Origin of the sequence: Streptomyces coerulescens (assembly GCF_042657965.1) — a bacterium.
Taxonomy (GTDB): domain Bacteria; phylum Actinomycetota; class Actinomycetes; order Streptomycetales; family Streptomycetaceae; genus Streptomyces; species Streptomyces coerulescens.
On record NZ_JBHSKM010000028.1, the window covers coordinates 21,905 to 46,064 of the forward strand.

13 protein-coding genes are annotated in these 24,160 nt (G+C 65.3%); 6 read left to right on the forward strand and 7 right to left on the reverse strand.

The features are described 5' to 3' along the window. Window positions 1-46: 46 nt before the first annotated feature. Window positions 47-1,186 carry a PucR family transcriptional regulator gene (locus ACFPQ9_RS33770; protein ID WP_380862007.1) on the reverse strand — a complete coding sequence of 380 codons (1,140 nt, stop codon included), beginning with the start codon at window positions 1,184-1,186 and terminating at the stop codon, window positions 47-49. An 86-nt stretch (window positions 1,187-1,272) separates the two neighbouring features. On the opposite strand from ACFPQ9_RS33770, the gene ACFPQ9_RS33775 reads away from it, so the two are divergent. The 3 genes from ACFPQ9_RS33775 to ACFPQ9_RS33785 all read left to right on the forward strand — a co-directional run bounded on the left by ACFPQ9_RS33775 (window position 1,273) and on the right by ACFPQ9_RS33785 (window position 6,262). Next, window positions 1,273-2,328, forward strand: coding sequence for a ferredoxin reductase (locus ACFPQ9_RS33775; RefSeq protein WP_380862009.1), 1,056 nt, complete (start codon window positions 1,273-1,275; stop codon window positions 2,326-2,328). A 7-nt stretch (window positions 2,329-2,335) separates the two neighbouring features. Beyond that, window positions 2,336-3,454 (forward strand): fatty acid desaturase family protein, encoded by a 1,119-nt coding sequence (locus tag ACFPQ9_RS33780; protein ID WP_380862011.1) that lies wholly within the window; start codon window positions 2,336-2,338, stop codon window positions 3,452-3,454. A 1,509-nt stretch (window positions 3,455-4,963) separates the two neighbouring features. Further along, window positions 4,964-6,262 (forward strand): hypothetical protein, encoded by a 1,299-nt coding sequence (locus ACFPQ9_RS33785; RefSeq protein ID WP_380862013.1) that lies wholly within the window; start codon window positions 4,964-4,966, stop codon window positions 6,260-6,262. Window positions 6,263-6,363: 101 nt separating this feature from the next. Here the strand turns inward: ACFPQ9_RS33785 and ACFPQ9_RS33790 are convergent, their stop codons facing one another. Beyond that, window positions 6,364-7,455, reverse strand: a complete 1,092-nt coding sequence (locus ACFPQ9_RS33790; RefSeq protein ID WP_380862015.1) for an IS630 family transposase — start codon at window positions 7,453-7,455, stop codon at window positions 6,364-6,366. Between the two features lie 493 nt (window positions 7,456-7,948). On the opposite strand from ACFPQ9_RS33790, the gene ACFPQ9_RS33795 reads away from it, so the two are divergent. From ACFPQ9_RS33795 to ACFPQ9_RS33805, 3 genes are all read left to right on the forward strand, one after another. Then, window positions 7,949-9,943, forward strand: a complete 1,995-nt coding sequence (locus ACFPQ9_RS33795; protein ID WP_380862017.1) for a serine/threonine protein kinase — start codon at window positions 7,949-7,951, stop codon at window positions 9,941-9,943. A 1,517-nt stretch (window positions 9,944-11,460) separates the two neighbouring features. Further along, on the forward strand, window positions 11,461-13,464 hold the full coding sequence (locus ACFPQ9_RS33800) for an ATP-dependent nuclease (protein WP_380862019.1): 2,004 nt from the start codon (window positions 11,461-11,463) through the stop codon (window positions 13,462-13,464). Then, window positions 13,452-15,086: a UvrD-helicase domain-containing protein gene (locus ACFPQ9_RS33805; protein ID WP_380862021.1), complete on the forward strand. Its 1,635-nt coding sequence runs from the start codon at window positions 13,452-13,454 to the stop codon at window positions 15,084-15,086. The genes ACFPQ9_RS33800 and ACFPQ9_RS33805 overlap by 13 nt, the downstream gene beginning before the upstream one ends. Window positions 15,087-15,649: 563 nt before the next feature. On the opposite strand, the gene ACFPQ9_RS33810 is transcribed toward ACFPQ9_RS33805, so the two are convergent. From ACFPQ9_RS33810 to ACFPQ9_RS33830, 5 genes are all read right to left on the reverse strand, one after another. Continuing rightward, on the reverse strand, window positions 15,650-18,922 hold the full coding sequence (locus tag ACFPQ9_RS33810; protein WP_380862023.1) for a hypothetical protein: 3,273 nt from the start codon (window positions 18,920-18,922) through the stop codon (window positions 15,650-15,652). A gap of 333 nt (window positions 18,923-19,255) precedes the next feature. After that, on the reverse strand, window positions 19,256-20,452 hold the full coding sequence (locus ACFPQ9_RS33815; RefSeq protein WP_380862025.1) for a tyrosine-type recombinase/integrase: 1,197 nt from the start codon (window positions 20,450-20,452) through the stop codon (window positions 19,256-19,258). Between the two features lie 122 nt (window positions 20,453-20,574). Beyond that, window positions 20,575-20,757 (reverse strand): helix-turn-helix domain-containing protein, encoded by a 183-nt coding sequence (locus ACFPQ9_RS33820; RefSeq protein ID WP_037891253.1) that lies wholly within the window; start codon window positions 20,755-20,757, stop codon window positions 20,575-20,577. Between the two features lie 1,145 nt (window positions 20,758-21,902). Then, window positions 21,903-22,499, reverse strand: a complete 597-nt coding sequence (locus ACFPQ9_RS33825; protein ID WP_380862027.1) for a GNAT family N-acetyltransferase — start codon at window positions 22,497-22,499, stop codon at window positions 21,903-21,905. A 10-nt stretch (window positions 22,500-22,509) separates the two neighbouring features. Beyond that, window positions 22,510-23,838 carry a hypothetical protein gene (locus ACFPQ9_RS33830; RefSeq protein ID WP_380862029.1) on the reverse strand — a complete coding sequence of 443 codons (1,329 nt, stop codon included), beginning with the start codon at window positions 23,836-23,838 and terminating at the stop codon, window positions 22,510-22,512. Window positions 23,839-24,160: the final 322 nt, after the last annotated feature.

The following is a 24,160-nucleotide window of genomic DNA, read 5'->3' on the forward strand; positions in this document are numbered from 1 at the left end:
CCTCGGGACCGCTCGCGGACGCGGTCGTGGACGGTCGAAGTGCGCGTCAGCTGCCCCGAAGACCCACCGCCAGCGTCAGTTCGAGGACCCGGTCCGGCGATGCGAGATCCGGGAACAGCTCCCGCAGCTGCGACATCCGGTACCGGACGGTCTGGGGATGCACGAACAACGCCGCCGCCACCTCGTCCCGCCTGCCCTGGTGCAACAGCCATGCCCGCAACGTCTCCTCCAGCCGCCGTGCGGTCGCGACAGGCAAGGTCCGCAACGGCGCGAGGGCTCGGGCACGCAGGTCTGCGAACGCGTCCACGTCGGCGCTCAGCACCAGCTCGGGCAGGTGCTCCTCGGTGTCGCGAATATCGGAGGAGAGGGAGCGCGCGCGTACGGCTCGTGCGTACGAGGCGGACGCACGAGTCCATGGCCGGGCCGGGCCGACCACGGCCGTACGGCCGGTCAGCTGCCGCAGGAGGTGTGATCGGTCGGCATCGGGGACGAGCAGCACACCCGTGGCGTCCGGCAGATCGTCGAGGACGAGGGTGCTCGGGTCGAGCGCACGGTAGGCAGGCCGGGCCTGGGCGGCGGGCAGCAGGACCGCGGTCAGCGAAACCGGAGGCTGCCACCCGGCCCGTTGCGCAGAGACCAGCAGCACGTCCGGGCTCGCGCCGGCGAGGAGGTCGCGGGCCAGGTGCTCCAGGTGGCGCTCATGATCCCTGCCCCGGGCGGCCAGTTCGTCGGCGTGGCCCGCGGCGCTCGCGGCGGAGAGCTCGTCGATGTAGGCGAAGGTCAGCTCGGCGAACTTGGCGACCTCGGCGGCGGGCAGACCTGCGGGTACGGCCCCCGCGGCCAGGCAGCGCCAGGCCACGCGGGCACCGACGCGGTAGGCGCTGAGCAGGGCGTCCATCGAACGGCCGTCGCGGACCTCGCCGCGGCCCAGCTCGTAGGCCGCGTCACCGCCGTCGCCACCGGTGGCGTTCCCGCTCGCGAGGTCCAGGTAGTGCCCCAGGGCAGTGCGGACGGCCCGGCGGATGGTGGCGCCCATGTGGCCCGAGAGGGCGTTGGCGTAGGGAGGGACCTCGTCGATGATCGCCTGGACGACCTCGTCGGCGGTGGCCTTCAGAGCGGCCCGAAGCACGGTGACCGTCGTCTCATCCAGCGCCAGTTCGCTGGCCCTCCGGATCACATGGCTCACTTTTTATTCCCTGCGAACAATTTGATCGACCAGATTTACGTCCTGCGGTCAGGACTTTACGCCCTGAGGTACAGCAAGCTGAAGCCATGATGAGTACAGCCCTCCGCAGCAGGGCGTGGAAACTACTGGAGATGGTCACGACGCCGCTGCTGCCGTCTGACTACCTCGACCTGGTCAGCCCGCTGCGCGCGGGCGCTGACCTGCGGGGGCGCATCGAGGCCGTGCATCCCGAGACGCGTGACGCCGCGACCATCGTGATCAGGCCGGGACGGGGCTGGCGCGGGCACACAGCCGGTCAGTACGTCCGGATCGGAGTCGACGTCGACGGGGTGCGCCTGTGGCGTGCCTACTCGGTCACCTCGCCGACCGACCGCCAGGACGGCCGCGTCACGATCACCGTGAAGGCGATCCCGGACGGCAAGGTCAGCAACCACCTGGTCCGCAGGGCGAAACCGGGCACGCTGATCCAGCTCGACCAGGCGACCGGTGACTTCGTGCTGCCGCAGGCCAAGCCCGCCAAGGTGCTCTATCTCACGGCCGGCAGCGGCATCACGCCCGTCATGGGCATGCTCCGCGACACCGAGTTCGACGACGTCGTCATGGTCCACTGCGCGCCACAGCCGCACGACGTGATCTTCCGCAACGAGCTGCACGACCTGGTCGCGGACAAGAAGCTCCGCCTCACCGAGGTGCACACCGACACGGACGGCATGCTCGATATCGCCCGTCTCGACGAACTCGTGCCCGACTGGGCCGAACGCGAGACCTGGGCCTGCGGGCCCACGGGCCTGCTCGACGCCGCCGAGAAGCACTGGAGCGAGCACGGCGTCCCGGAGCGTCTGCACACCGAACGCTTCCGCCCCAGAGTCGTCGTCGCCGGCGACGGCGGCGAGGTCACGTTCAGCACCACCGGCAAGACCGTCGACGCGGACGGCGCCACGCCGTTGCTGGACGTCGGCGAGGAGGCCGGCGTGCTCATGCCCTCCGGGTGCCGCATGGGCATCTGCTTCGGCTGCACCACGCCGCTCAAGGCGGGCGCCGTCCGCGACCTGCGCACCGGCGAGATCACCGAAGCCGAACCGGGCGTCCTCATCCAGACCTGCGTGTCCGCCGCCGCGGGCCCCTGTGACATCGAACGGTAGGAGCACCTTGACCGCCATCGACCCCACCGCCCACCTGACCGCGGAGCAGATCGAGGAGCTCGGCCGCGAGCTGGACGCGATCCGCGACGAGGTGATCGCCAGCCGTGGCGAGAAGGACGCCGCCTACATCCGTAAGGTCATCTCGGCGCAGCGCAAGCTCGAGCTGGTCAGCAGGGGCGTGCTGCTGTTCTCGTTCTTCCCGCCCGCGTGGCTGATCGGCACCGCCGGGCTGTCCGTGGCCAAGATCATGGACAACATGGAGATCGGTCACAACGTCCTGCACGGCCAGTGGGACTGGATGCGGGACCCGAAGATCCACTCCACCACCTGGGAATGGGATCACGTCTCGCCGTCCGACCAGTGGAAGCACTCGCACAACGAGCTGCACCACAAGTACACCAACGTGATCGGCAAGGACAACGACCTCGGTTACGGCATCATGCGCGTCGACGAGGACCAGCGGTGGCACCCGGTCCACCTCGGCCAGCCGCTGTGGAACTTCATCAACGCCTGCTTCTTCGAGTACGGCATCGCAGCGTACGACCTGGAACTCGGCAGGAACCTGAGCAAGCGCCGCCGTAAGAACCCGGAGTTCCGCGCGCGGGCCAAGGCCGTGGGCCGCAAGATCCGCAAGCAGGTTCTCAAGGACTACGTGATCCATCCGCTGCTGTCGGGCCCGTCGTTCCTCACCACGCTCGCCGCCACGTTCACCGCGAACCTGGTCCGCAACATCTGGTCCCACTCGGTGATCATGTGCGGGCACTTCCCCGAGGGCGTGCAGGTCTTCGAACGCCGGTCGATCAAGGGCGAGACGCGCGGCCAGTGGTACCTGCGCCAGATGATGGGCTCGGCGAACATCAGCGGCAGCAAGGCCATGCACTTCATGACCGGCAACCTGTCGCACCAGATCGAGCACCACCTGTTCCCGGACCTGCCGAGCAACCGGTACGCCGAGGTCGCGGTGAAGGTGCGCGCGCTGTTCGAGAAGTACGAGCTGGAGTACGTCACCGGGCCGCTGCCCAAGCAGGTGTTCTCCGCATGGCGCAAGGTCGTCCGGCTCTCACTGCCGAACAAGAAGCCCAAGGTCAAGACGCCGGACCGCGAGCAGGAGCTCGTCGCGGCCTGATTCCCGTATAAGTGCAGATCCCTCGGCCGCACCGCCGGCCAGGAGCTCAGCACACACCCCTGGTCTCCGTCGACGCGGGCCGGGCAGTGCTGCACTCACGGCGGGGCACGGTCCCGGCGGCTTCGTTCCCGGAGATCGAATCCGGGAGCAGCCGGCTGCCGGACGCGACGGCACTGGACGGCTGTACGCCAATCTCGACAAGTCCGGTGAGAAGAAGTGCATCCCGCCTGGCGCGGCACGGAAGATCACGGATCAAGACCTCAAGCTGGCAATGATCCTTCGGATCGGTGCAAGGGGTGGGTGTCCTTAGAGGTCACGCTGAATGGACGGTCCCGAGTTGTTCGAGTGGACGGGTCGGGACCGCTTCCCATGGGCGGACCGTGAAGGTCACAACCCGGAAGGTGGCCGGATCAACGAACAAGGCCGCCCACTCGCCCGACCTACTGCGCTGTCCGAACGCTCCTTGCACTGTGGCGAAGTAGGCCCGATCCGGCCTGGACGAAGTCTGAGGACCGTGGAGCCATTGGGTTGCCGCCTCGTGTGTCGTGACAACCATCCGAACATTGCGCGGACTCTGCTCCCCCCATTCGACGGCCCACTCCAACACCGCTTCCCCGACCCGGTCCGATAACTGTGCGTCCATGCCGTTGACGGTACAAGGCGCCGGACGGCCGGGGTCGGCACAAAACTGCCACGACCCCATCCGCTGGCCGCATTCATGCGCGCTTGCCGGGACGCTGAGCGGGTCGACGCCTGGTGGGTGCCAGGGACCCGCTCGCCGCCACACCCACGACCGCGGCGCCTGTCCCTGCCGGCGACTGCAAGACTCCACGCCCACCCACGCCGACGGCTGAGTCACCAAGACGGCCGCCCCTAGCACTGACATAGGCGCAACACGCACACCTCGGCCCTGAACTATGTAGCCCCACCACATGTGCTCCTCACCTGCGTGTTTCTACGGTGTGCCGACAGCTACCCGTCCCCACCGCACACGAGGAAGTGGCGTACATGGCCTCCGCAACCACCGCTCCCCCACCACCCGGCAACCTCAAGCGCATCGTCGCCGCCAGCCTCATCGGCACCACCATCGAGTGGTACGACAACTCATTCGGTCGGGGCTAGGACCTGCGGTTTTGCATGATCTCGGGGCTGGAAGTCAGCACGGAACCAGCACAGGGTTGCTGGCGTGCTGACTCAGTGCTGGCGGGCCTGCGTCGCGGCACGCTCCACTGGCCCGGTCGGCATCCGCGCATGGTTGCTCAGTGTCACCAACGGCTTGAGCTGACAGGGATATACCGACACGGTGCCTTCGCCCTCCTGACGTACCAGGCGGACCGATGATCGTGTGCTGCCTGCTGAGGCAACGCAAGCGCCTATGCGCACTTGCGTGCGCCCATACCTGCGCTCGTACGGTGCCGAGCCATGTCAGCATCTGTGGAAGAGGTCCTCCACCGGCTCAGCACAAAGATCTCCGTCCGTATCAATTCGACCGCCGCTCTGGTTACGGACATGGACAAGGCGGCCGCCGCCATCGATCGACAGCGCGCACGAAAGCAGGACGAGAAGGAGCCGAGTTCCCGTAAGCCCGAACTCGGACCGTTACGAGGCGCCGACCGGCAGGATCTCGTCTCCACCCCCTGGAACCTGCTGAGCGGTTTCGCGCGAGCCACCACCCTCGCCCGTCACGGACGCGGTAGAGGGCTGGCCGAACACTGGCAAGGACTGAAGTATTGCCAGGCCATGGCCGCCGGCCCCAGCGGCCACCTGGCACTCACCGACGACGGCCAGAGCCCGGAACTCTCCTACAGGGCCATGCAGGCACGGGAACTGGGGCGGGCTTTCGGACTCGCGGTCGCCGAACGCACTGTGCGGAACCGCTTCCCGGACCACATGGTCTCCACGATGGACGCGGAAGCCATACTCCTGGCGGGCTTCGCACGCTCCGGCCCTCGACCGTCCTTGGGCGCCAGGCCGCGACCCGACTTCTTCATCGAAGCATGGCGCCCGGGCGGGCGGTCTCGTGTCTTCGTGGTGACGGTCAACGGCAACCACCAGAAGGCCACCAAGCGCACCGCCAAGGCCGACCGCTCAGCATTCAAGCAGCTGGCAAGGGGCAGCGAGCGCGCCGAGCACTTCCACCTTGCCGAGTGGAACACCACGCCGTGCCTCTTGATGTCCACAGAACTCCTCGCGCTGGACGGAATCACCGTCAACGCTCTGCAGGCGCCGGGCGAAGGACTGCTGCCTGCGAGGCCTGCCACAGGGCGAGGGAGCGCGGACGCAGTGCTGTCGGAACGGAACCTCGCGTATGCCGGTGCGGTGAAGGTACCAGCCGACGGCGGCAAGGAACGGATCCAGGACGGGTTGCTCGTCCCTCGCAAGGAGCTCGGCTGGTATGGCCAGTTGCTCGCGCGCACCGGAGCCGCCGGCCAGCTGGCCTTCGCCGGCGCGGGCACCGAGATCGCCCAGCACCTGACCGACAAGCAGGGCCACAAGCACTACAAGCAGCAGACATTCGCCGGTTCGTCCAGCGTCCGGGACGCGCGGCACAAGATAGGGCCGACGGTGTACGTCGGAACCGATCAGGTCTTCCGACTCAACCGGATCCGTGTCGAGGCGTTCTCCGGGATATCCGAGGAACTGTACGAGCTTCTGATCAAGGGACAGGTCGAGGAGTACCGGAACCGGGTGTACGAGTTACGCGACACCTACCCGACCAGCACCACGGCCACGCTCTGGGGTCCCGTTTCCTTCGGCAACGACGGTACGGTAATGGCTCTGCGCGTGCTGCCGATGAACGAGACGTAGCTCCAAGGGAACCACAGCCCCCCAGCCTGCGGCATCCGCTGGCCTTGGGCCTGTGGGGCTCGTGCCGAGAGACCGGGACACACTCATCTCACCGAGTGCCCCTAGTGACGTGAGTCGGAGATTCTCTGGCAGTAGGTGGCGACTTTGTCGAGGATCTCGTCGGCGGTTTTCGTCCAGACGAAGGGTCTGGTGTGTTCGTTCCAGTCGGTGAGCCAGGCTCGGATGTCACGCTCGAGGGCTTGGACGGAGCGGTGGACGCCGCGGCGGAGTTTCTTGCTGGTCAGTTCGCCGAACCATCGCTCCACCAGGTTCAGCCACGATGATCCGGTGGGTGTGAAGTGCAGGTGGAAGCGGGGATGTGCCAACAGCCACTTCTTGATGGCGGGTGTCTTGTGGGTGGCGTAGTTGTCCAGGATCAGATGGACGTCGAGGTCTGCGGGTACTTCCTTGTCGAGTTTGGTCAGGAACTTCTTGAACTCGGCGGCCCGGTGTCGGCGGTGCAGTGAACCGATCACCTTGCCCGTGGCCACTTCCAGGGCCGCGAACAGGGTGGTGGTGCCGGCCCGGACGTAGTCGTGGCTGCGGCGTTCGGGGACGCCGGGCATTATCGGCAGCACTGGTTGCGAACGGTCCAGGGCCTGGATCTGCGATTTCTCGTCCACGCACAGCACCAGAGCCTTCTCCGGCGGGTCGAGGTAGAGACCGACCACATCGCGGACCTTGTCGATGAACAGTGGGTCCGTGGACAGCTTAAACGTCTCGGAACGGTGGGGAGCCAGGGCGAACGCACGCCAGATCCGCGAGATCGCGGACTGGGACATGCCGGTCGCCGCCGCCATCGACCGGGTCGACCAGTGCGTGGCATTCGCCGGCTTCTCCTCCAGCGTCCTGACGATGACCCGTTCCACATCGGCGTCAGTGATCTTCCTGGGGACACCTGGCCTGGGCTCGTCGGATAGGCCGTCCAGACCGCGGTCAAGGAAGCGTCTTCGCCAGGTGCGGACCGTGTCCGGAGCGACCTTCAGCCGCCGTGACACCTCCATGATCGAGTGGCCCTGGGCGCACTCCAACACGATCCGGGACCGCAAGGCCAGGGCTTGAGCAGTCGACCGGCGACGCACCCACCCCTCCAGCACAGCCCGCTGGGCCTCCGTTACTGACAACGGCGGGATCTTCGGTCCACGACGATTCACACCAAATCAACGACGAACCTCTGACTCAGGTCACTAGGGTTGCCTTCCCGGTAGGCGGGGTGGGCGGTCTGGCTGCGATTGGGCCGCATGTCGGCGAACGTGTCTGCCTGGCAGGGAAATAGGCCCCGCTAGGCGCTGTCCGTTGAGGGGGCCGGTGCTCGTCGAGTCGGGCAGCGGCCTCGGTGAGCTGGCCGCAGTCGGTCTGGCCAGCCGTCGCTGCAGATGCAGGGTCTCGTGGTCAGTGATGAGCCTGTCGCTGCGGCAGCTCGCAACTGGTCCGATTACCGCACCATCTATCCGCGAGCACGACGAACAGGCCCTACGGGCAGTGATACAGGGCAGATAGGATCCAGCCTCACACACGTCATCACACTGATCGATCGGACAACCCGTGAGCGTTGCTGGTTCCGGCGGGCGGATCCAGCCCGCCCGCCATGGTGATCCTTCCCGTGTCGGCCCCTACCGTGTGGTCGGCCGACTCGGTGCGGGCGGCATGGGGACCGTGTATGCCGCGCTCACCGAGAGCGGGTACCGGGTGGCGGTGAAGGTGATCCATCCCCTGCAGGCCAGCGACCCGGACTTCCGGGCCCGATTCCGCCGTGAGGTGCGGCTCTCGGCGCGAGTTCGGGACCCGTTCCTGCTGCCGCTCCTGGCCGCGGACGCCGAAGCCGACGCTCCCTGGCTGGCGACCGCCTACGCTCCGGGCCCTACCCTGGCTCAGCACCTGGCAGCCCACGGCCCGCTGGCCGGCGGCACCCTGTACGCCTTCGCCACCGGTACCGCACAGGCCCTCGCAGCGATCCATGCCGCCGGCGTCGTGCACCGGGACGTCAAACCGCAGAACGTGCTGCTGACCCCGGCCGGCCCCCGTGTCCTGGACTTCGGAATCGCGCACGCAGCCGACGGCACCAGCGTCACCCGCACCGGCATAGTGACCGGCACCCCAGGCTGGATCAGCCCCGAGCACTACCACAGCGGCGTGACCGCGGCGGAGGGTGACCTGTTCGCCTGGGGCGCCCTCGTCGCCTACGCGGCAACCGGCCGCCTCCCCTTCGGCGGCGGTGCCCCCGAAGCAGTGGCCTACCGCATCACCTCGGGCCAGCCGGACCTGGACGGCATACCCGAGGAACTCAAGGAGATCGTCGAACGGGCCCTGGCCAAGGAACCCGCCGAGCGGCCGGACGCACCCACGGCAGCCGAGGCCTGCGCACAGCTGCTGGCCGCCGAGAACACCCAGATACTCAACGGCAGCACAGCCGCCGAAGCAGGCAACGCCCTCACGCTGATCGAGGAGTTGGTCACGGCACAGTGGTCAGTGACCGCTCCCGAGGACCTCTCCTGGCCCCGGCCTGATGCCGTTCCCGAGAGATCCTCCCGACGCCGAGCCCTGATAGCCGTCCTAGTCGTGGCAGCCGTCGTCGGCGCGAGTGTGGGCGGCGCTCTGGCCTTCCGCCACGGCGGGAGTCCTGCGACCGGCGGTTCCGAGAACACCGCCTCGGCGGCGGCCACGGGAGGTAGTGACACCGGCGACGCAGCCGACCCGACGCGCGCCAGCGGGCCTGGCACAGATGTGACCCGCCAGGCGGCACCCGACCCGCGCACCATTCCCGTGCCAACCGACCCGCTGGCCGGCGTGGCCGGTCCCGCCTTCAGCCGCTCCGACGACGAGGCCCAGCCCGTCCCGGGCGAGTGGAGTGCCAGTCGGGACGCTGCCGGTACAGCGGAGAAGGAAACAGCGGCCGCCATCCGCGACCAAATGACGGCCATGCTCGCCACGAAGGGCATGTCCTTCATGACGCCCACAGTGACGTTCAACCGGCAGGCGCAGACCGTAATAGTGACTGGCGGCCCCATCTCCACCGTGACCGACGATTACAAGGAGGTCTTCCGCCGGGCCGGTGAGATGGCCGCCTGCGTCAGCCTGGCTCACCGACTCAAGGACGCACCGACCAGGTGGCCTTACGGCCGCTTCTCCGTCTACTGGAAGGACCACAAAGGCCAAGACGAGGCCACCATCCTCGGCTTCGGCAAAGCCACCAAAGGCTGCTACACCGAGGAAGCCGGACGTCGCCAGGGAACGGACGAAGGCATCGCCACCTCGGAAATACCCAGCACCGACAAGGACGAGATCCGCATCGCCGCCGGTACGGTCAAGGCGATCACTACCGCTTGGAACACACGAGTCGCCGAGGGACACGGATTGGAACCCTTCGACCGCGAGGATGCCATCACCCTCGGCTTCGACCCCGTCCAAAGGATGATGTACGTATGGGCATGGGACGGCTCAGGAGTCCTGACCGGCCGTGCCCAGCAAGCTCACTTCCAGGACGTCGTCACCAAAACCGCCTGCCCCAGGCTGTTGGCCGAGTACAACGCCAACAAAGAGTGGATCTACACCCATTGGGCCATCGCCGCCTACCAAGGAAACAGCGCGTGGCCCCAGCTCTTCACCTCCGGCAACTGCCTGCCCGCTGAAAGCCGCCCGTAACGGCCCCAACCCCACAACACCTGCCACAGAGGCGCCTCCCCGCCGGATCCACGGGCGGCCAGCGGGATTGCCACCCTCTTCACATACCGCGACGACATCGAACGACTCTGCCTTGCAGGGCATCCCGTGCGTCCTCTACAACGACGTATCCTGGCAACTCCTGCCGCTGGAACTGGAGTTCGGCTCTGGGTAGACCCGCCGACGACGCCTGGAGCGTTGGCAGCAGGCAGAGGTCTTCGACCAACTGCACCGGATCCTGCTGGCGGATGTGAACGCAGCAGGCTGTAGCACCTGGTCGAGGGCCTGCGTGGGCGGCTCTCACATCCGCGCCAAAAGGGGGGCTCCGACACCGGTCCGTCGCCGATCGACCGGCGGAAGACAGGCCAGCAAGCATCACTTGATCTGAGACGGACGCGGCACTTCGCTCAAGGTCATCACGACCGCGGCGAACGTCAACGACATCCCACCCGCCCCGGCCGTCCCCGCAGACGCGCCAAGGCCCTGCTCGGCGACAACGGGAGGCCACAACGGTGGTCCGCCCTCCCGTGGGGCATTACCTGGTCGTGCTCCTTTAGCCGTCTGCGGGACCGGCGCCAATGGCCCGGCTCCCGCAGACCGGATGCCAGCGACTGTGCCGGACCGCGAGGGCCACAGCATTGGCAGGCGCGAGGACCTTGGACACACGTTCATGTGCCGGGTCGGCGCGCTGCCCGGACTCACCCACTCAGTCGGGCCGCGGCTGGGTCGTGGGTCTGTGCTCCTTTTCGCTGCCGACGGCGTGGCTGGCGGGCTAGGCAGTGACGACCACAACCATGGCGGGCATGGTGGGGCAAACCCACGACCGAGGGCGTGGCCGGGATGGGGGCCCAAGTCCGTCATATGCCGCGCCCTGTGTGCCTGAGTCAGGTCGCCGAACAGCTGCGGAGACGCGTTGATGTGGTCCGTGATGCTGGGTATGGATGTGTTCCTCTCCAGTGTGCTGGGGGACAGCTCGTCCGCCAGGCCACCGACAAGGCACGGGTCAGGACGCGCCGCCGGGATCGAACGGCGGGAAGAGTCCTCGGGACAGGGCGCCTGGTCGTCGGCCCCGTCACGTGGTCACCCGAGGTCTTCCCCGCGAGCGGGCAACGGTCTGCGAACTCACCACCGTCACAGGATTGGGATCCCCCACATGCGAGTCGCGGCGAGGAGAACACGAGGCACGCGGAACGTGATGCCCTGGTGCGCAGAAGCGATGTCAGGAGCAGCACCCCCGTGAGGAGACCCCTGTCGACAGCCTTACCGGTCAGGCGGACCGCTGTGTCTTACACAGATACCCCACGGACTGCAACCCGCGCACCAGTTGTCCCACCGAGACGTCGGAAACAGATCGAAACAGAGACAACCTGATGCACCATCGACCACTTTGAGCCAAGGAAACAACTCCGTTCCTTCAGTATCAGATACTGCTTTGACTCACGGTGGCCGCAGGCGTGCGTCCGCCCGTGAGCAGGGGTTGGAACGATGTCGGGAGTGCGATGCAGCTGACCCATGCCAACGTGATCAATTTCCGCGCCCTGGACAAGGCGGACGTGCGGATCGATCACAAAACCACGCTCATCGTGGGACGCAACAACAGCGGCAAGACATCGTTCGTCAACCTCTTCGAGAAGTTCTTCGGTGACGACGACACGCGCTTCGTGCTGGAGGACTTCTCCACCTGCCGGATCCCCGACATCGAGCAGGCACTTCAGATCTTCGGTGAAGCACAGAGGCATGCGGCCGAAGGCGATCAGGAGACGCGGGAGGGCCTGCTGGCCAAGGCGTACGAGCTCGTGCCGTCCATCCGGCTGGGACTCACGATCGAGTACGCCGAGGACGATGACCTCGCTCCGCTCACGGACGTGATCCTGGACCTCGACGACTCCTGTTTCACTGTCAAGATCGAAGCGGCGCTGGAGGCAGCGAGGCCGCACGACCTGCTCAAGGACTTCTGGACCGCGAGTCAGAGGCCGAAATTCGAGCCCATCAAGTGGCTGCGCAAGAACTTCACGGACTACTTCGCCTCCGTCTTTCGAGCAGTGAGCCCGGTCGATGAGAAGGTGACGAAGGAGATCAAGCGCAGTGCCGCGCAGGCGATCGTCTCGGTCAAGTTCGTCTACGCGCAGACCAAGGTCGACGACACCCCAGGAGACAAGGCCCGCACGCTGTCCAAGACGTTCGAGACCTATTACAAGGTCAAGAGCGGGCCTGAGGGGCGTCATCAGAGCATCGAGCAGATCGAGGATGCCCTGGCCGCAGCGTCGCTGGAGCTCGACACCAGCTACAAATCGCTGTTCGACCCGGTCTTCGAGGACCTGCGTAGTTTCGGGGTTGGGACGATCACACCTGTCGAAAAGCCCCGCATCGTGTCTCTCATGGAGGGCTCGGGCATTCTCAGGGGCAGCACGCGGCTCCAGTATCCCTCTGGAGACGGCGACTTCCACCTTCCTGAAGGCCACAATGGGCTCGGCTACAGCAAGCTGATCTTCACGATCCTGCAGGTCATCAGTTTTCACCAGGCGTACGAGCGTGCTACTCCGAAGCCGGCGCTCCAGGTGTTGTTCATCGAGGAGCCGGAGGCCCACCTGCATCCCCAGATGCAGGAGGTCTTCATCAAGAACATTCAGGACTTCATCAAGCGCAAGGCCCCATGGAAGGTGCAGGTGGTCATCACCACGCACTCTTCGCACATCGTCGCGAGCGGCGGGTTTCACACGGTGCGGTACTTCGATCGCTCCGAGCCGGACGGCAAGGTCAAGGACCTCTCCACCTTCCAGGCGAAGGTCAAGGCCACTCCTCAAGGTGACGAGACGCTGCGGTTCCTGCGCCAGTACATGGTCCTGCACCGTTGCGACATGTTCTTCGCCGACAAGGTGATCCTTATCGAGGGCACGGCGGAACGACTGCTGCTGCCCGAGATGGTCCGTCGGTGCGCCGAGGGCCTCCTGCACCAGTACGTGTCGGTCATCGAGGTCGGTGACGCCTACGCGGTCCGGTTCCGTGAACTGCTCGATTTCCTCAACGTGAAGACCTTGGTCATCACCGACATCGACTCCGTCAGCCCCACAGATCAGAAGGCCTGCCCGCCGAGCACCGCGCAGGCGGTCACCTCGAACTCCACACTGAAGAACTGGCTTCCGGGTCAATCCAGCATCGTGAAGCTCCTCGACGTCGGCACGGACGAGAAGGAGCACGGGCACGTGCGCGTGGCCTACCAGGTCCCTGAAAGGCAGGCAGGCGTCTGTGCACGCAGCTTCGAGGACGCCTTCATCATCGCCAACGCAGCAGTCCTCGCCCGAGCCCTCAGGCATCTGGAGCTGAAGAGAGCCTTCGTTCAGGAAGTCGGGGCCGACCCCACCCCTGAAGACATCGAAGCCAACGCGTTCGCCATCGCCAAACGGCTCTCCAAGCACAAGACCGACTTCGCGTTCGACGTCATGCTTCTGGAGGACTGGCTCGTCCCCCGCTACATCGCCGAAGGACTCCAATGGCTCGCCTGAACACCTTCGAAGCCGTAGTCGAAGAGCTGGACGCCCGGCGCAGCTTCCTCGTGGAAGCGGGAGCAGGCGCCGGCAAGACGACCGATCTCGTCCGCGCCCTTCAGTATCTCCTCAGCCACCGGCGTACGGATCTTGAGGCGAACGGTCGGCAGATCGCCTGCATCACATACACGAACGTCGCCAAGAAGAAGATCCTTGAACGCATCTCGGCAGACCCGCTCGTCGCCGTCGGCACCATCCACGAGTTCCTCTGGAGCGTCATCCAGGCCTATCCGCGCGAGCTCTGGCAGCAGATCCTCGACTACAACGCCAACCTGTCCAAGCCTGAAGACCTCACTGAGATGGCCGCTCCCCCCGTGATCGAGTACTCCGACCGCGGGCGCAAGCTGAGCGAGGGCCGCATATCCCACGACGATGTCATCGCTCTGTCTCTGCGACTCGTCGCCACCCACCCCAAACTCATACGCATCATCACCAGCAAATATCCCGTCATCTTCGTCGACGAGTACCAGGACACCTCACCCAAGACGATCGACCTACTGCTGAACCACCTGGCAGGAGCGGGCAAGGAACCCTGTGTGATCGGCCTCTTCGGTGACTCGATGCAGAAGATCTACCGATCCGGCGTCGGCGCAGTCAGGCACGACAAGCTCACACCCATCACCAAAACCGAGAACTACCGGTGTTCGCGCCCTGTAGTCGACGTTCTCAACAAAATGCGGCTCGAGCTCCGCCAGCAGGCCTCCGGGAACCAGCAGAAGGGCGAGGTACACCTCTTCCTCAACACCGACGTGCCGCCCGGCCCGCGACGGCTCGATGCCGCTAGAGCCACCCTCGCGAGCAGGGACTGGACACTTGAGAACTCGAAGTACCTCCTGCTGACCCATCGCGGCATCGCGGGCACCCTCGAATACGCCAACCTGCTGGAGCAGTACCGGCAGCTCGGCAGCCACGGCCCCGACGACCTCATGGCGCGCAACGAGCCCTACATCCAGTACCTGACGCAGATCGAAGCCCTGTGCGCGGCCTACCAGGAGCGGGACTTCGTGGAACTGACAGACCTGATGGGGCAGGGAAAGAGACGCATCACCCGGCACACCGACAAGAGGATCATCAGCAAAGCAATCCGCGAGCTCGACACGGTGCGCGCGACCGGGACCATCGGCGATGTCCTGGACCTCATGGCCGGCAGTCCCCTACTGGCCGTTCCCGGAACTGTGAAAGACCGCGAGCGCCGCAGAACCGCAGCCGACCTCGACGAGCGGCACAAGCGGCAAGCAGACTTCTCCAACAACATCCGTGGTGTCTCCTACCGGGAAGTCATCAGCGTCACCCGGTTCATCGATGAACTCACGCCCTTCTCAACCCAACATGGCGTCAAGGGAGACGAGTTCGAGAATGTCGTCGTAGTGATCGACGACTCCGTCTGGACCATGTACAACATCGGCAAGATGCTTGCCGGCACCGACAAACCTGAGCGCACCGAGCGCTCACGCAACCTCTTCTACGTCTGCTGCTCACGAGCCCGCCGCGGCCTGGCCGTAGTCTTCATCAACGACCTCCCAGACGGAGCGGAGGCAACAGCTCGCGACTGGTTCGCTTCGGGCGCCGTCCATCCGTGAAGCGTGCCCCGGCACCATCGGTCGGGCCAAACGAAACACCCATGGAATTCGTCCCGATGTCGATCGTCGCAGTCCAGCCGGAGTCCCTCGTCATCGCGCATGTCCACACGATGACGAGTTGACCAGAAGTAAAGTAACTCCGCGTCCACAACGGCGCCAGCCTGGCAGCTGCGCTGAGCGACTCGTTTACTCCCCCCGGCCCAATGTCAGGGCCCGCCACATTCGCCTCATTCCGAAGCAGTCCCCCAATCCTTTGGCATCCACGCCAGTTGGTCTTGTGGCGCCTCCTCGAACGAGGAGGCGCCACAAGACTGACTCGGCCCCATGCAGCACCGGGGCGCGACGCTAACGTCTGATCAAAGTAGCCGAGCACATCGGACCGTGCGGATCGTGCCCATGGAAAGGCTGCTCTCTTGGAGGAAGTGCTACGCGACGCGGAAAGCGACATTCGGCCGCGACGCCACGTCAGATTGGCACGGAGGCGGGAAGGCTCGGCCTGCCTCCCGGCTGGTAATCAACCTCCCGAGGCGGTCGGCGGTGCCGATGTTCCCCGTGCCCACATGTCACCGCACTGCCGCGCGGACAGTGTGGCGCGGGTCCTGCCGAAGGCGGTCCAAGAGATCACTGACTGCCTCCGGCGCATCGAGGGCTGCACGAGCTGCGGCTTCGGCCAGGGTGCGCCGTACCCGGGCGTCTCGGTCCTCAGCGAGACGCATCGCTGTGTCGCGGAAGCGTTGCGGGTGCTCCATGCACAGCACGGCGCTGAGTTGTCTGACGCCCACTGAGGCATGAGTCGCCAGGAGATTGGCGTCGACATCGCTGGTCACGTCGCGCGGAAGCCGGTTGAGCGTCACAGCGGCTCCATGGACAACTGCCTGCTCGTCGCTTCGCAGCAGGCCGATTGCCTGGTCTCGGACCCACTCCTGTTCCTCGCGCGTCGTGGCCGAGGCTGCGGCCAGGCCAAGTCCCTGGTCCCGTAGCGACGCGGACCCCAGGTTGATGCGAAAAGAGCTGAGGGGATGGGCCTCACCAGTCAGCTCATCGAGTCGACTTCCGTCCTGCTCGCCGAGCACAAAGGGCTGACTGGCGAGGAACGTGGTGTGCTTGACGGGTGGGGCTTGGTCGATAACCAGATTGCGGGCACCGATGAGCGCGTCCTGTCGATTGGATGCCGTCTCTCGCCGATCTGCCGCTACCGCGAGGAGCTTGTCGAGGCAGCCTTGCTGTTCCTCGGCAGGAAGGCAGCTTGCCATGAACGCATCAATCACGATCGCGTCACCGAATTCGGTGTGGGCGGGATCAGGCTCGGGTCGCTGGAGGAGGCGTTCCCTGGCTGCCTGTGCGCGTTGCTGCACTGCTGGTTGACCAGGGCTCAGCTGCGCCTGTATCACGTCCGCCAAGTAGAGGCCGGCCTCGGCCAGTCGATCGGCACGACCGCGCAGTACGTCCCGGTCGTGGTCACTCAGGGACCCCTGCTCGCCGCCCGCTCCGGGCTGTTCCGCGCCAGGTGCGCGAGCACCCAGCAGACGTAGTACGTCCTCACCCGCGAGGAGTTTCAACGCTTTGTCAGCACGTCCATCAGCAAGGTCGAACAACCGGGTCAGGGCTTGCATCGCAAGCCCTGGATGCGCAAGGGCGATGTCGACGCAAGCGATCGCGTGCTCGTCATCCGTGTGACGGTACTGGTTGGGTCCGCGAGGCACGTCGGCAGAGAGCAGGTCCAGCAGCGCTACCGCCTGTGCGGAAGTGCTACGTGAAACAAGTGCGCACGCGCTCTTCGTCGCCTGAAGCGTCAAGGCATGAGTGGGTGAGTCAGTGAGTTCGCCAGCCCTGCCTCGCACAGCCAGATCCAGGAACTCGTCGAGCAGTCCCTCCACTGACGCGTCCTCCACCAGATCGGCCTGGGCCACGGCGAGATGCGCACGGGCCCGCAGCACCCACCACGGTTCGTTTTCGAACGGCACGAGGGGCAGAAGGAGATCACCCACCGTCTCGGCGAGTTGCTTCAGCTTCTTGGGATTCCCAGCGCGTTGGTAGTACGTCGCCGCCAAGGCGGGTTCGCTATTGTCGCGATACAGATCCGCCAGGAAGGTTAGAGCTTCGGTTTCGTCGGCCCAACTCCCCGTTACGATACTGTCGGTCAACCATCGACGCGCCGACAGGACTGCCTCTACGGGCTTGTTCCGCACTCGAGCCGCCATGGACTGCGCACGCGGGTCCCGCACCCGATCCAGCAAGCGGCTCGTGCCGGTCGCACGGAGTGCCTGCGCAAGGCGATGTTCATCGTCGATCTCGCTGGTCCAGGGCCCGTACTGGACATTCACTGCGCGGATGGCGTAGAGCCAGTCAGCCGCCTCCTCAGCCAGTCCGGCATGGATGCCGTCTTGGACGGCATCCCGCCAACTCTCCAGCGCTTCCTCGGCTCGGCCTTCGAGTGCGCAACGTCGAGCTTCGCGCGCGCTGACCAGCGCCGCGTGTCTACCTTTCAGCTCATGGCGCCTTGCTGCCCGAAGAAGCTCTTGCCGCTCAGTGCTGTCGTACTCCGCTCGAAGCAGACGCAGCCGAATGGCGATATCGGCTGTCTCCGCCGCAACAGGCCGCTCATTGAGTTGTGTCAGAGCTGCACCGACGAGGTCGTCGAGCTCGTCGAGCCGGTGCGGCTCTGTGGCGAGCCGGACTTCTGCGAGCAGCAGAACCAGGGTCGGGCGGTAACCGGGCTCCCCAGCGGTTTCGGATTTCAGAGTCGTCAGAAGCTGAGGCATCGTCACAGGATGAGAGATGTCGCGTACGGCGATGCCAATGACCGTTGCATGCTCCTTGGTGCCCGCCGCCCGTTCCGTGCTGGCGGCCAGTGCTGAGCTTGCCAACTCACCGAGTAGGCGGGCCAGAGCCCTCGGCTCGTCCCTGTCCCGGCGATGCAGCGCCGCAACCGCGAGTTCGGCTGCCAAGTCGGCCGCATCGTCGAAGTGCCCGGCCTCTTTGAGTGCGTCGAGTTGCTTCCTTCGCAGCACGTTGGCATGGCCCCCGTAGCCGGCATCGTGCAACCGGCCCGCCAAGTCGCCGTAAAGACTGGCCGATACCGTCGGCTCGTCGGCCAGCTTGCTGTCGGCTTCACGCAGGATCGGCATCACGTCGTCGGTGTTCAAAGGGCCGACGAGAACCCGCTCCGCCTGTGCCTGTCGATCGGGTGGGGGCGCCGGCACCCCTGGGAGGGGCGCCCCGGTGCAAAAATCGACCGCTGTCTCGCGCGTCCAGAACTGCGCGACGATGTCGCCGCAATTGCGGAGGCACTCGTTGATCTGCTCGGAACCCCACAGTTCCAGATCGAGATCGGGATGTTCGCGCTGGAGCGCTGCGAGCTCATCTGCAAACTGGGTCGCCTCAGTGGAGGCGGACGTCGCCACGATCAGGCGATACGCCCCGAAGGGGCGCGATCCGCCGGTGAATTTCTCGACGGCCTTCCTCAGCTGTCCAGCAGTGAAGGTCTTGTAGTCCTTGCATTGGACGACGGAGTACCGGCCGTCCGGCTCTCGGCCAGCGAGGTCGATGCCGAACTGTTCCTGCCCCTGCACGCCATAGCGTCGAAACTTGATGCCGCGCAAGCCAAGCATGCGGCGCGAAACCGCAAGCATGAGCTTCTCGAAGCGATCCCAGCCGATGTTCAGATCGAGGTCGCTTCCAGGAGGGACCCGGCCCGGGGAACCCGGGGATGGAGGGTTACGCAGGTTTGGGTCCACTGCGTAGGTGCTCCAGGCTTCCGGAGCCAGCACCTTGCAGGCCGGATTAGCCTCGGGTCCTGCTAGTGGATTGGTTCCACGGGGGTTGAGCTGTGTCACGCCCACGAGTGTGACACGTTTAGCACCTCTCCGACTGGATGTGTGCGGCACGAGATGACGTACGCGGCCGCAGTGGCCGCGCCAAGGAAGGCTGTCGCCACTTGCAGTGGGCAGAAGGAGAGGCGACGGCTTGGGGTCCGGCCGGCCGAACCTCAGGATGGACTTGGTTTGAGTCCCGTGCGCACGGTAGCGAGCAGAAGGTGCCTGCAGACGCATTCGCGTCTGCAGGCACCTTCACCCGTTGCTATTCGAGGCCGCCCATTCGCGCGTGTTCACCGCGGGTTCTCAAGCCACCAACCGGTAGCCGGTCAGAGCCTCAGAGATTGGACCGGGTTATGCCGCCTCGACAACCGCTTCGAACTCGAGCGGCAGACTGAGTTCCGTCTCCAGGTTGAAAACCGCATCCATGACAGATCGCAGGCGGTTCGGGGCATCGGGCATGACATGAGCATAGGTCTGAAGAGTGATCTTCGGGTCCCGATGCCCCAGCCATTCAGCCATGTCCGTCACCGGCACCCCTCTGGCGAGCCCCGCCGAAGCAAAGAAGTGGCGCAGCCAGTGCGTCGTGATCTTCCGTGTGATTCCTGCGGCTTTCCTGGCGTTGCGCCACAGCCGGTCCACCAGCGAGTACATGAGGATGTTGGTCCGCCCGACGTTGGCGAAGAGGTAGTTGCCCTCCATACGGTTCTGTCCCTTCTCCACACGGAAGGTGCCGTACAACCGCAGGTGCTCCTTCACCTTCGCCTCGATCGTTCGCGGAAGCGGCACAGCCCGCCCCTCATCGTGATCGCGCCACTTCAGATGGCGGATGGTGTGCGCTCGCCCGCGGCCCTTCGTGATGGCCTTCTGCCGCTTGGTCTTCGGCTCCTCGTTCGCTCCGTCCTGCGTGATCTGACGATCGACGTAGAGAAGGCCGGCCTCAAAATCGAACTGCTGCAAGGTCACAGCCGTGGCCTCGCCGACCCGCAGGCCGCAGCCCGCCATGAGCCAGACCAACAGCTGATACGGCCCCGGCAGGTGACCCGCTATCGCCGAGATCTCGGCAAGAGTTGGGAGCCGGATGGTCTTCTTCGCCCTGCGCTTGACACGCTGGCGGCCAGTCTTCACGTGATGGCACGGGTTCTTGGTGATGTAGTCGTTAGCGACGGCGTAGCTGAAGACTCCGCTGAGCGTCTCATAGCGGTTGACCGCAGTTGACTCCTCGTAGCCGCGCTCCTCGACCATCCACCGGAGCCAGTCCTTCAAGTCCCTGGGCTTCACAGCCCCGATTGGCGTGCTCGTGAAGTACGGTTCAACGTGCAGCCGCAGGCTGGTCTCATACTGATATCGGGTCCCGGCAACCCGGTCCCCAGACCTGATGAACTCCCGATACACCGCCACCAAAGGGGTCAAGAACCCAGTTGGTGCAATATAGGTTCCGAGGTCCTTCTCACGTTCGACCTTGGCCGCGAACTTGTCGGCCGGGCCATACTTGTCGAAAGATTTTTCCCGCTGGCGCCCCGTCCTGCCGCCAGGCTCCCGGTATCGCACAGTCCACGGGTGGCCGCACCTACTGGCGACGCACGGATAGTGCCTACTCTTCTCGTCTTCCTTGCATTTTTGGAAGACCCGAGCCAAATTTTTCCCTTCTCAGTCGGAACTACGTGCAGGGCTTAGCCATACTTGGACTCCAAGTACGCGACGACGTCTCGCTCCCGGAACCGCAGCAACCTTCCTACCTTCTGGGGCCTGATCCCCCAGGCCCTGTACTTGTTTTTGATCGTCATCTCGCTCACCTGCAACCACTCTGCGACCTCCGCCGGAGTCAGAAGTCGATAGCTTCCGCCCTGTGGCATTCAAAATCCTTTCTGAGTAGGCGATGGCAGCAGGATTTGCGCATGGGGCGCGTGGTGGTGGATCCATGCGACGGCCTACGCCACACACTCCTCGACCACAGCACACACCAGATCCGCAGGCGACCTGCAATAACTCCCTACGTGTTGTGTCACCCCAACTGCGTGCGAGACGACTGCCGCCAAACGCTGCCTGCTGCGACCGCCTTCAATGGTCGTCACAATCACCGGTTTGGCTAACCGGCGATCGTGGTCTATGTTGCGCCCTGACACGGGTAGACATCACGGACCGCTGCCAGTCGAAGAAGCACAGGCACGCCGGAAGCCGGAGGTCGAGGGATACGTCGTCCGTCACTTGCACCAAGAGTCCACCTTCCACTGACCTCTCGCTGAACTTTGTTTTCCCGGGATGTTGTAGGTTGACATGGCCCCTACGCGGATTCCAGTCCTGTGGGAAGATTCCCTGTCTGCCGTGGGCGAATGTCGGGGCCGAGAAGAGGCCAAACAGAATCTCAGAAAACGAAGGTCCTGGGTAGTGAAGTTGGCATCCCGCACAGGTTGCTCAACTCGTAACAGAATCTAAGCGAGACGTCCGATCGCGCCTGCCCAGTACGCCAGATCGCCCCGTCTCGGATGGGCGCAGATCACGTATGGCCGGTTAGTGGGTGACGGACATCGCTCGCAGCGGCGGGCACGTCGACCCACACCAAGCCAACAACGCACCTGTGGGAGGCGGTACCTGCCGGAATCGCGTGACTACTTGCCTTCCGGTAGTCCTGCTGCCAGTCGCGGACCGATCCCAGCGCAGCGCTCGGCGTACGCCGGAAAATACGAATCTGGCTGCGCCCCAGTTCTCGGGCCGGATCTTCCCATCGGGCCAGACATACCGGCGCCCTCAGTCACGAGTCGAGAGGACGACTTCCCGCAGGTCGTGTTGGCCGTCTCAGAGGCGCCAAGAATGACCCATTCCTGACTGCTAAGGTAGGTCAGCAACAGGCTGGCCGCCGCGGACCCGGCACGGCAACCAGCCCGGGTTCAACCTGGCCTTCGAGCGCGGCACTACGGTGCGCAGGTCGGGGTGCGTGAGGGTATCCGCCCAACAGTGCTTCGATTACGACATCGAACTGGAGCGTGCCGTACCCGCAGAGCTAATTGGGACCGCCAGCAAAACCGTCGCCGGCGGCTGGAGTTCTCCGACACAACGCTCTCCACTCGTCCTCAAGCATTGCGTGGACGACCGAGTCACGCCATTGGCCGGCCTTCTTGATGTGGCCGCGGATGATGCCTTCCTCGACCATGCCCGCCGCCGTCATCGTCTTCGCCGAGGCTTCGTTGCGTGGAGAGCGCGCCCCCCAGATGCGGTGCAGGTCGAGCTCCTCGAACCCAAGCCCGAGGAGAAGGCGGACGGTCTCAAGGCCGTAGCCGACACCCCAGGCGTTCGGGCGCAGCGCGAAGCCGAACGTGGCTCCGCGCGGCTGATGGGGATCCATGGCAAGTCTGCCGAACCCGATCAGTCCGTTCGTGTCCCGTTCGACGACGGCGAGCGCGTACTCGCTGCGGGGCTTGGCCACGGCCGAGGCGACGGACCGGGCAACGATCTCGCCGACCTGCTCTCGAGTTCGCGGCTCGAACGACAAATGCTCTGTCGCCTCGGGGCTGCCGTAGATGGCGAGCACTGCGTCGACGTCCACAATGGTGAGCTCACGCAGCTCCAGGCGCGAGCTGGACCGCTTGACCGGGTACATGGCTCGGACTCTACCCGCGGGGCAGCGCCGGCCGACTCGCTGGGAAGGCTTCGATCTCGGCGCGGAGGTCTTGGCCTACCAGGGCAGTGCGCGCGGAGCTACTCATCAGCGCCTGGCGCACGCGGAGCGCTGATACGACGATGCCGTTGTTCCTGTGGGTGACCGGCAGGTCCAGGACTGGGCGGATGGCTTCAGCGGCGCCGTCCACGTCCCCGCCGAACAGACGAATCAGGGCAAGGTCGCATTGAGAACCTGCGAGGTCACCGAACGCCCAGTTCGGGGACCTGGGGTCGCTGAAACCTTGCACGGCTTGTTCTGCCTGCGCGGCGAGCCGCTCATCACCGTGGCCGAGAAGCGCCTCCGCTTCCACCGAGTAGTAGAGCTGCTTCTCGGGGGCGTAGGTGAACAGGCCACCGAGCTGGTCCAGGTCATCCGGAAGGACTCGCTCTCGCCGGTCGGCGGCCTTCTGGTTGGCAGCGCGCACCGTCTCCTCGTCGCCCAGTATTGCCGCGGCACGCGCCTGGAGGCCGAGCAACCACAGTCCGACGGTGCCGCGAAGCCCAGCGGCGGCCTCGGCTCCTTGGCTCGCGTAGTGGTAGGCGTCGCCCGGCCGGTCCGCCCAGTAGGCGATCAGCGACTTCAGGCCGTCGGTGAGTGCGATGAGACCGGGGTGCTCAGCGTCCTTGGCACAGGACGCGGCGACCCGCGTCATCGTCATCGCGTGCTGCGGGACTTCCATGTCGTTGAAGCCCTTGGCCACGAGGAAGGACAGCACGGCGGCCTTGAAGTTCAGGTCGCGCAGCTGTGATGGTCGGACCCTGTGGCCGTCGAGGAGACGGAACACCTGGTCCTGGGTCTCCAGCAGGTCGTCCCAAATGGCCGACAGTGGTTCACGCGGGTACACGGCGACCAAACGGGCCACCTCGTCATCGAGGAGGCCGAGCGTGTCGTCACCCACCATCTGTCGGTCCTTGTCCAGGAGGAAGTCCTTCGCACGTTGCACAGCCATCGCGCCCGTCCTTTTCATCTCGTTCAGCTCCACGCCGGCATCGGCACGGAGTGCAGTCGGTGACGCGCCGGTCAGCGGAACGAAGTTCGGCGTGGAGCCCTCGGGTACCTCAGTCCACAGGTCATCAATGCAGTAGCCCAGCATCTCCACGATGGCCGGCCGGAAAGCCCGTTGCGGTTTCCGCCCTTCGTAGATCCATCCCTCGATGGTCTTCGGTGCCGGATCCACGTTCTCCAAGCCGAGCCGCTCGGCCGCCCCCCTGTAGTGCGGAAGGAAGTCCTCAGGAGTCCTGATACCGCGTCCTTCGAGGGCGTGCCGGAAGAACAACACAGGTGCCTCCCCAATCCATCTGCCTACCACGTCACTGCCATGACGTTAGTGCGCCGTCCACATCAACTTGCCCCGTGTAGACGCTACTTAGCAGATCCGAGGTAAGTCCGAGGTAGAGCCGAGGACCCCCGTCAATTTTGCTCCGAAACCCCGAGGCCGGTCTGGGGGTAGAGCCGTCTGCGCGCCATTGCAACGCTCGTAACAGCATCGCTGAGAGTGCCCGGACGTGCACATTCATGAACCAGGGAGTTCCCCCATGCCCCCGAGAGTTACCGGAGCGACGACAGCCTTACGGACGCCTCGCGCGGCCCTCCGCCGCGAC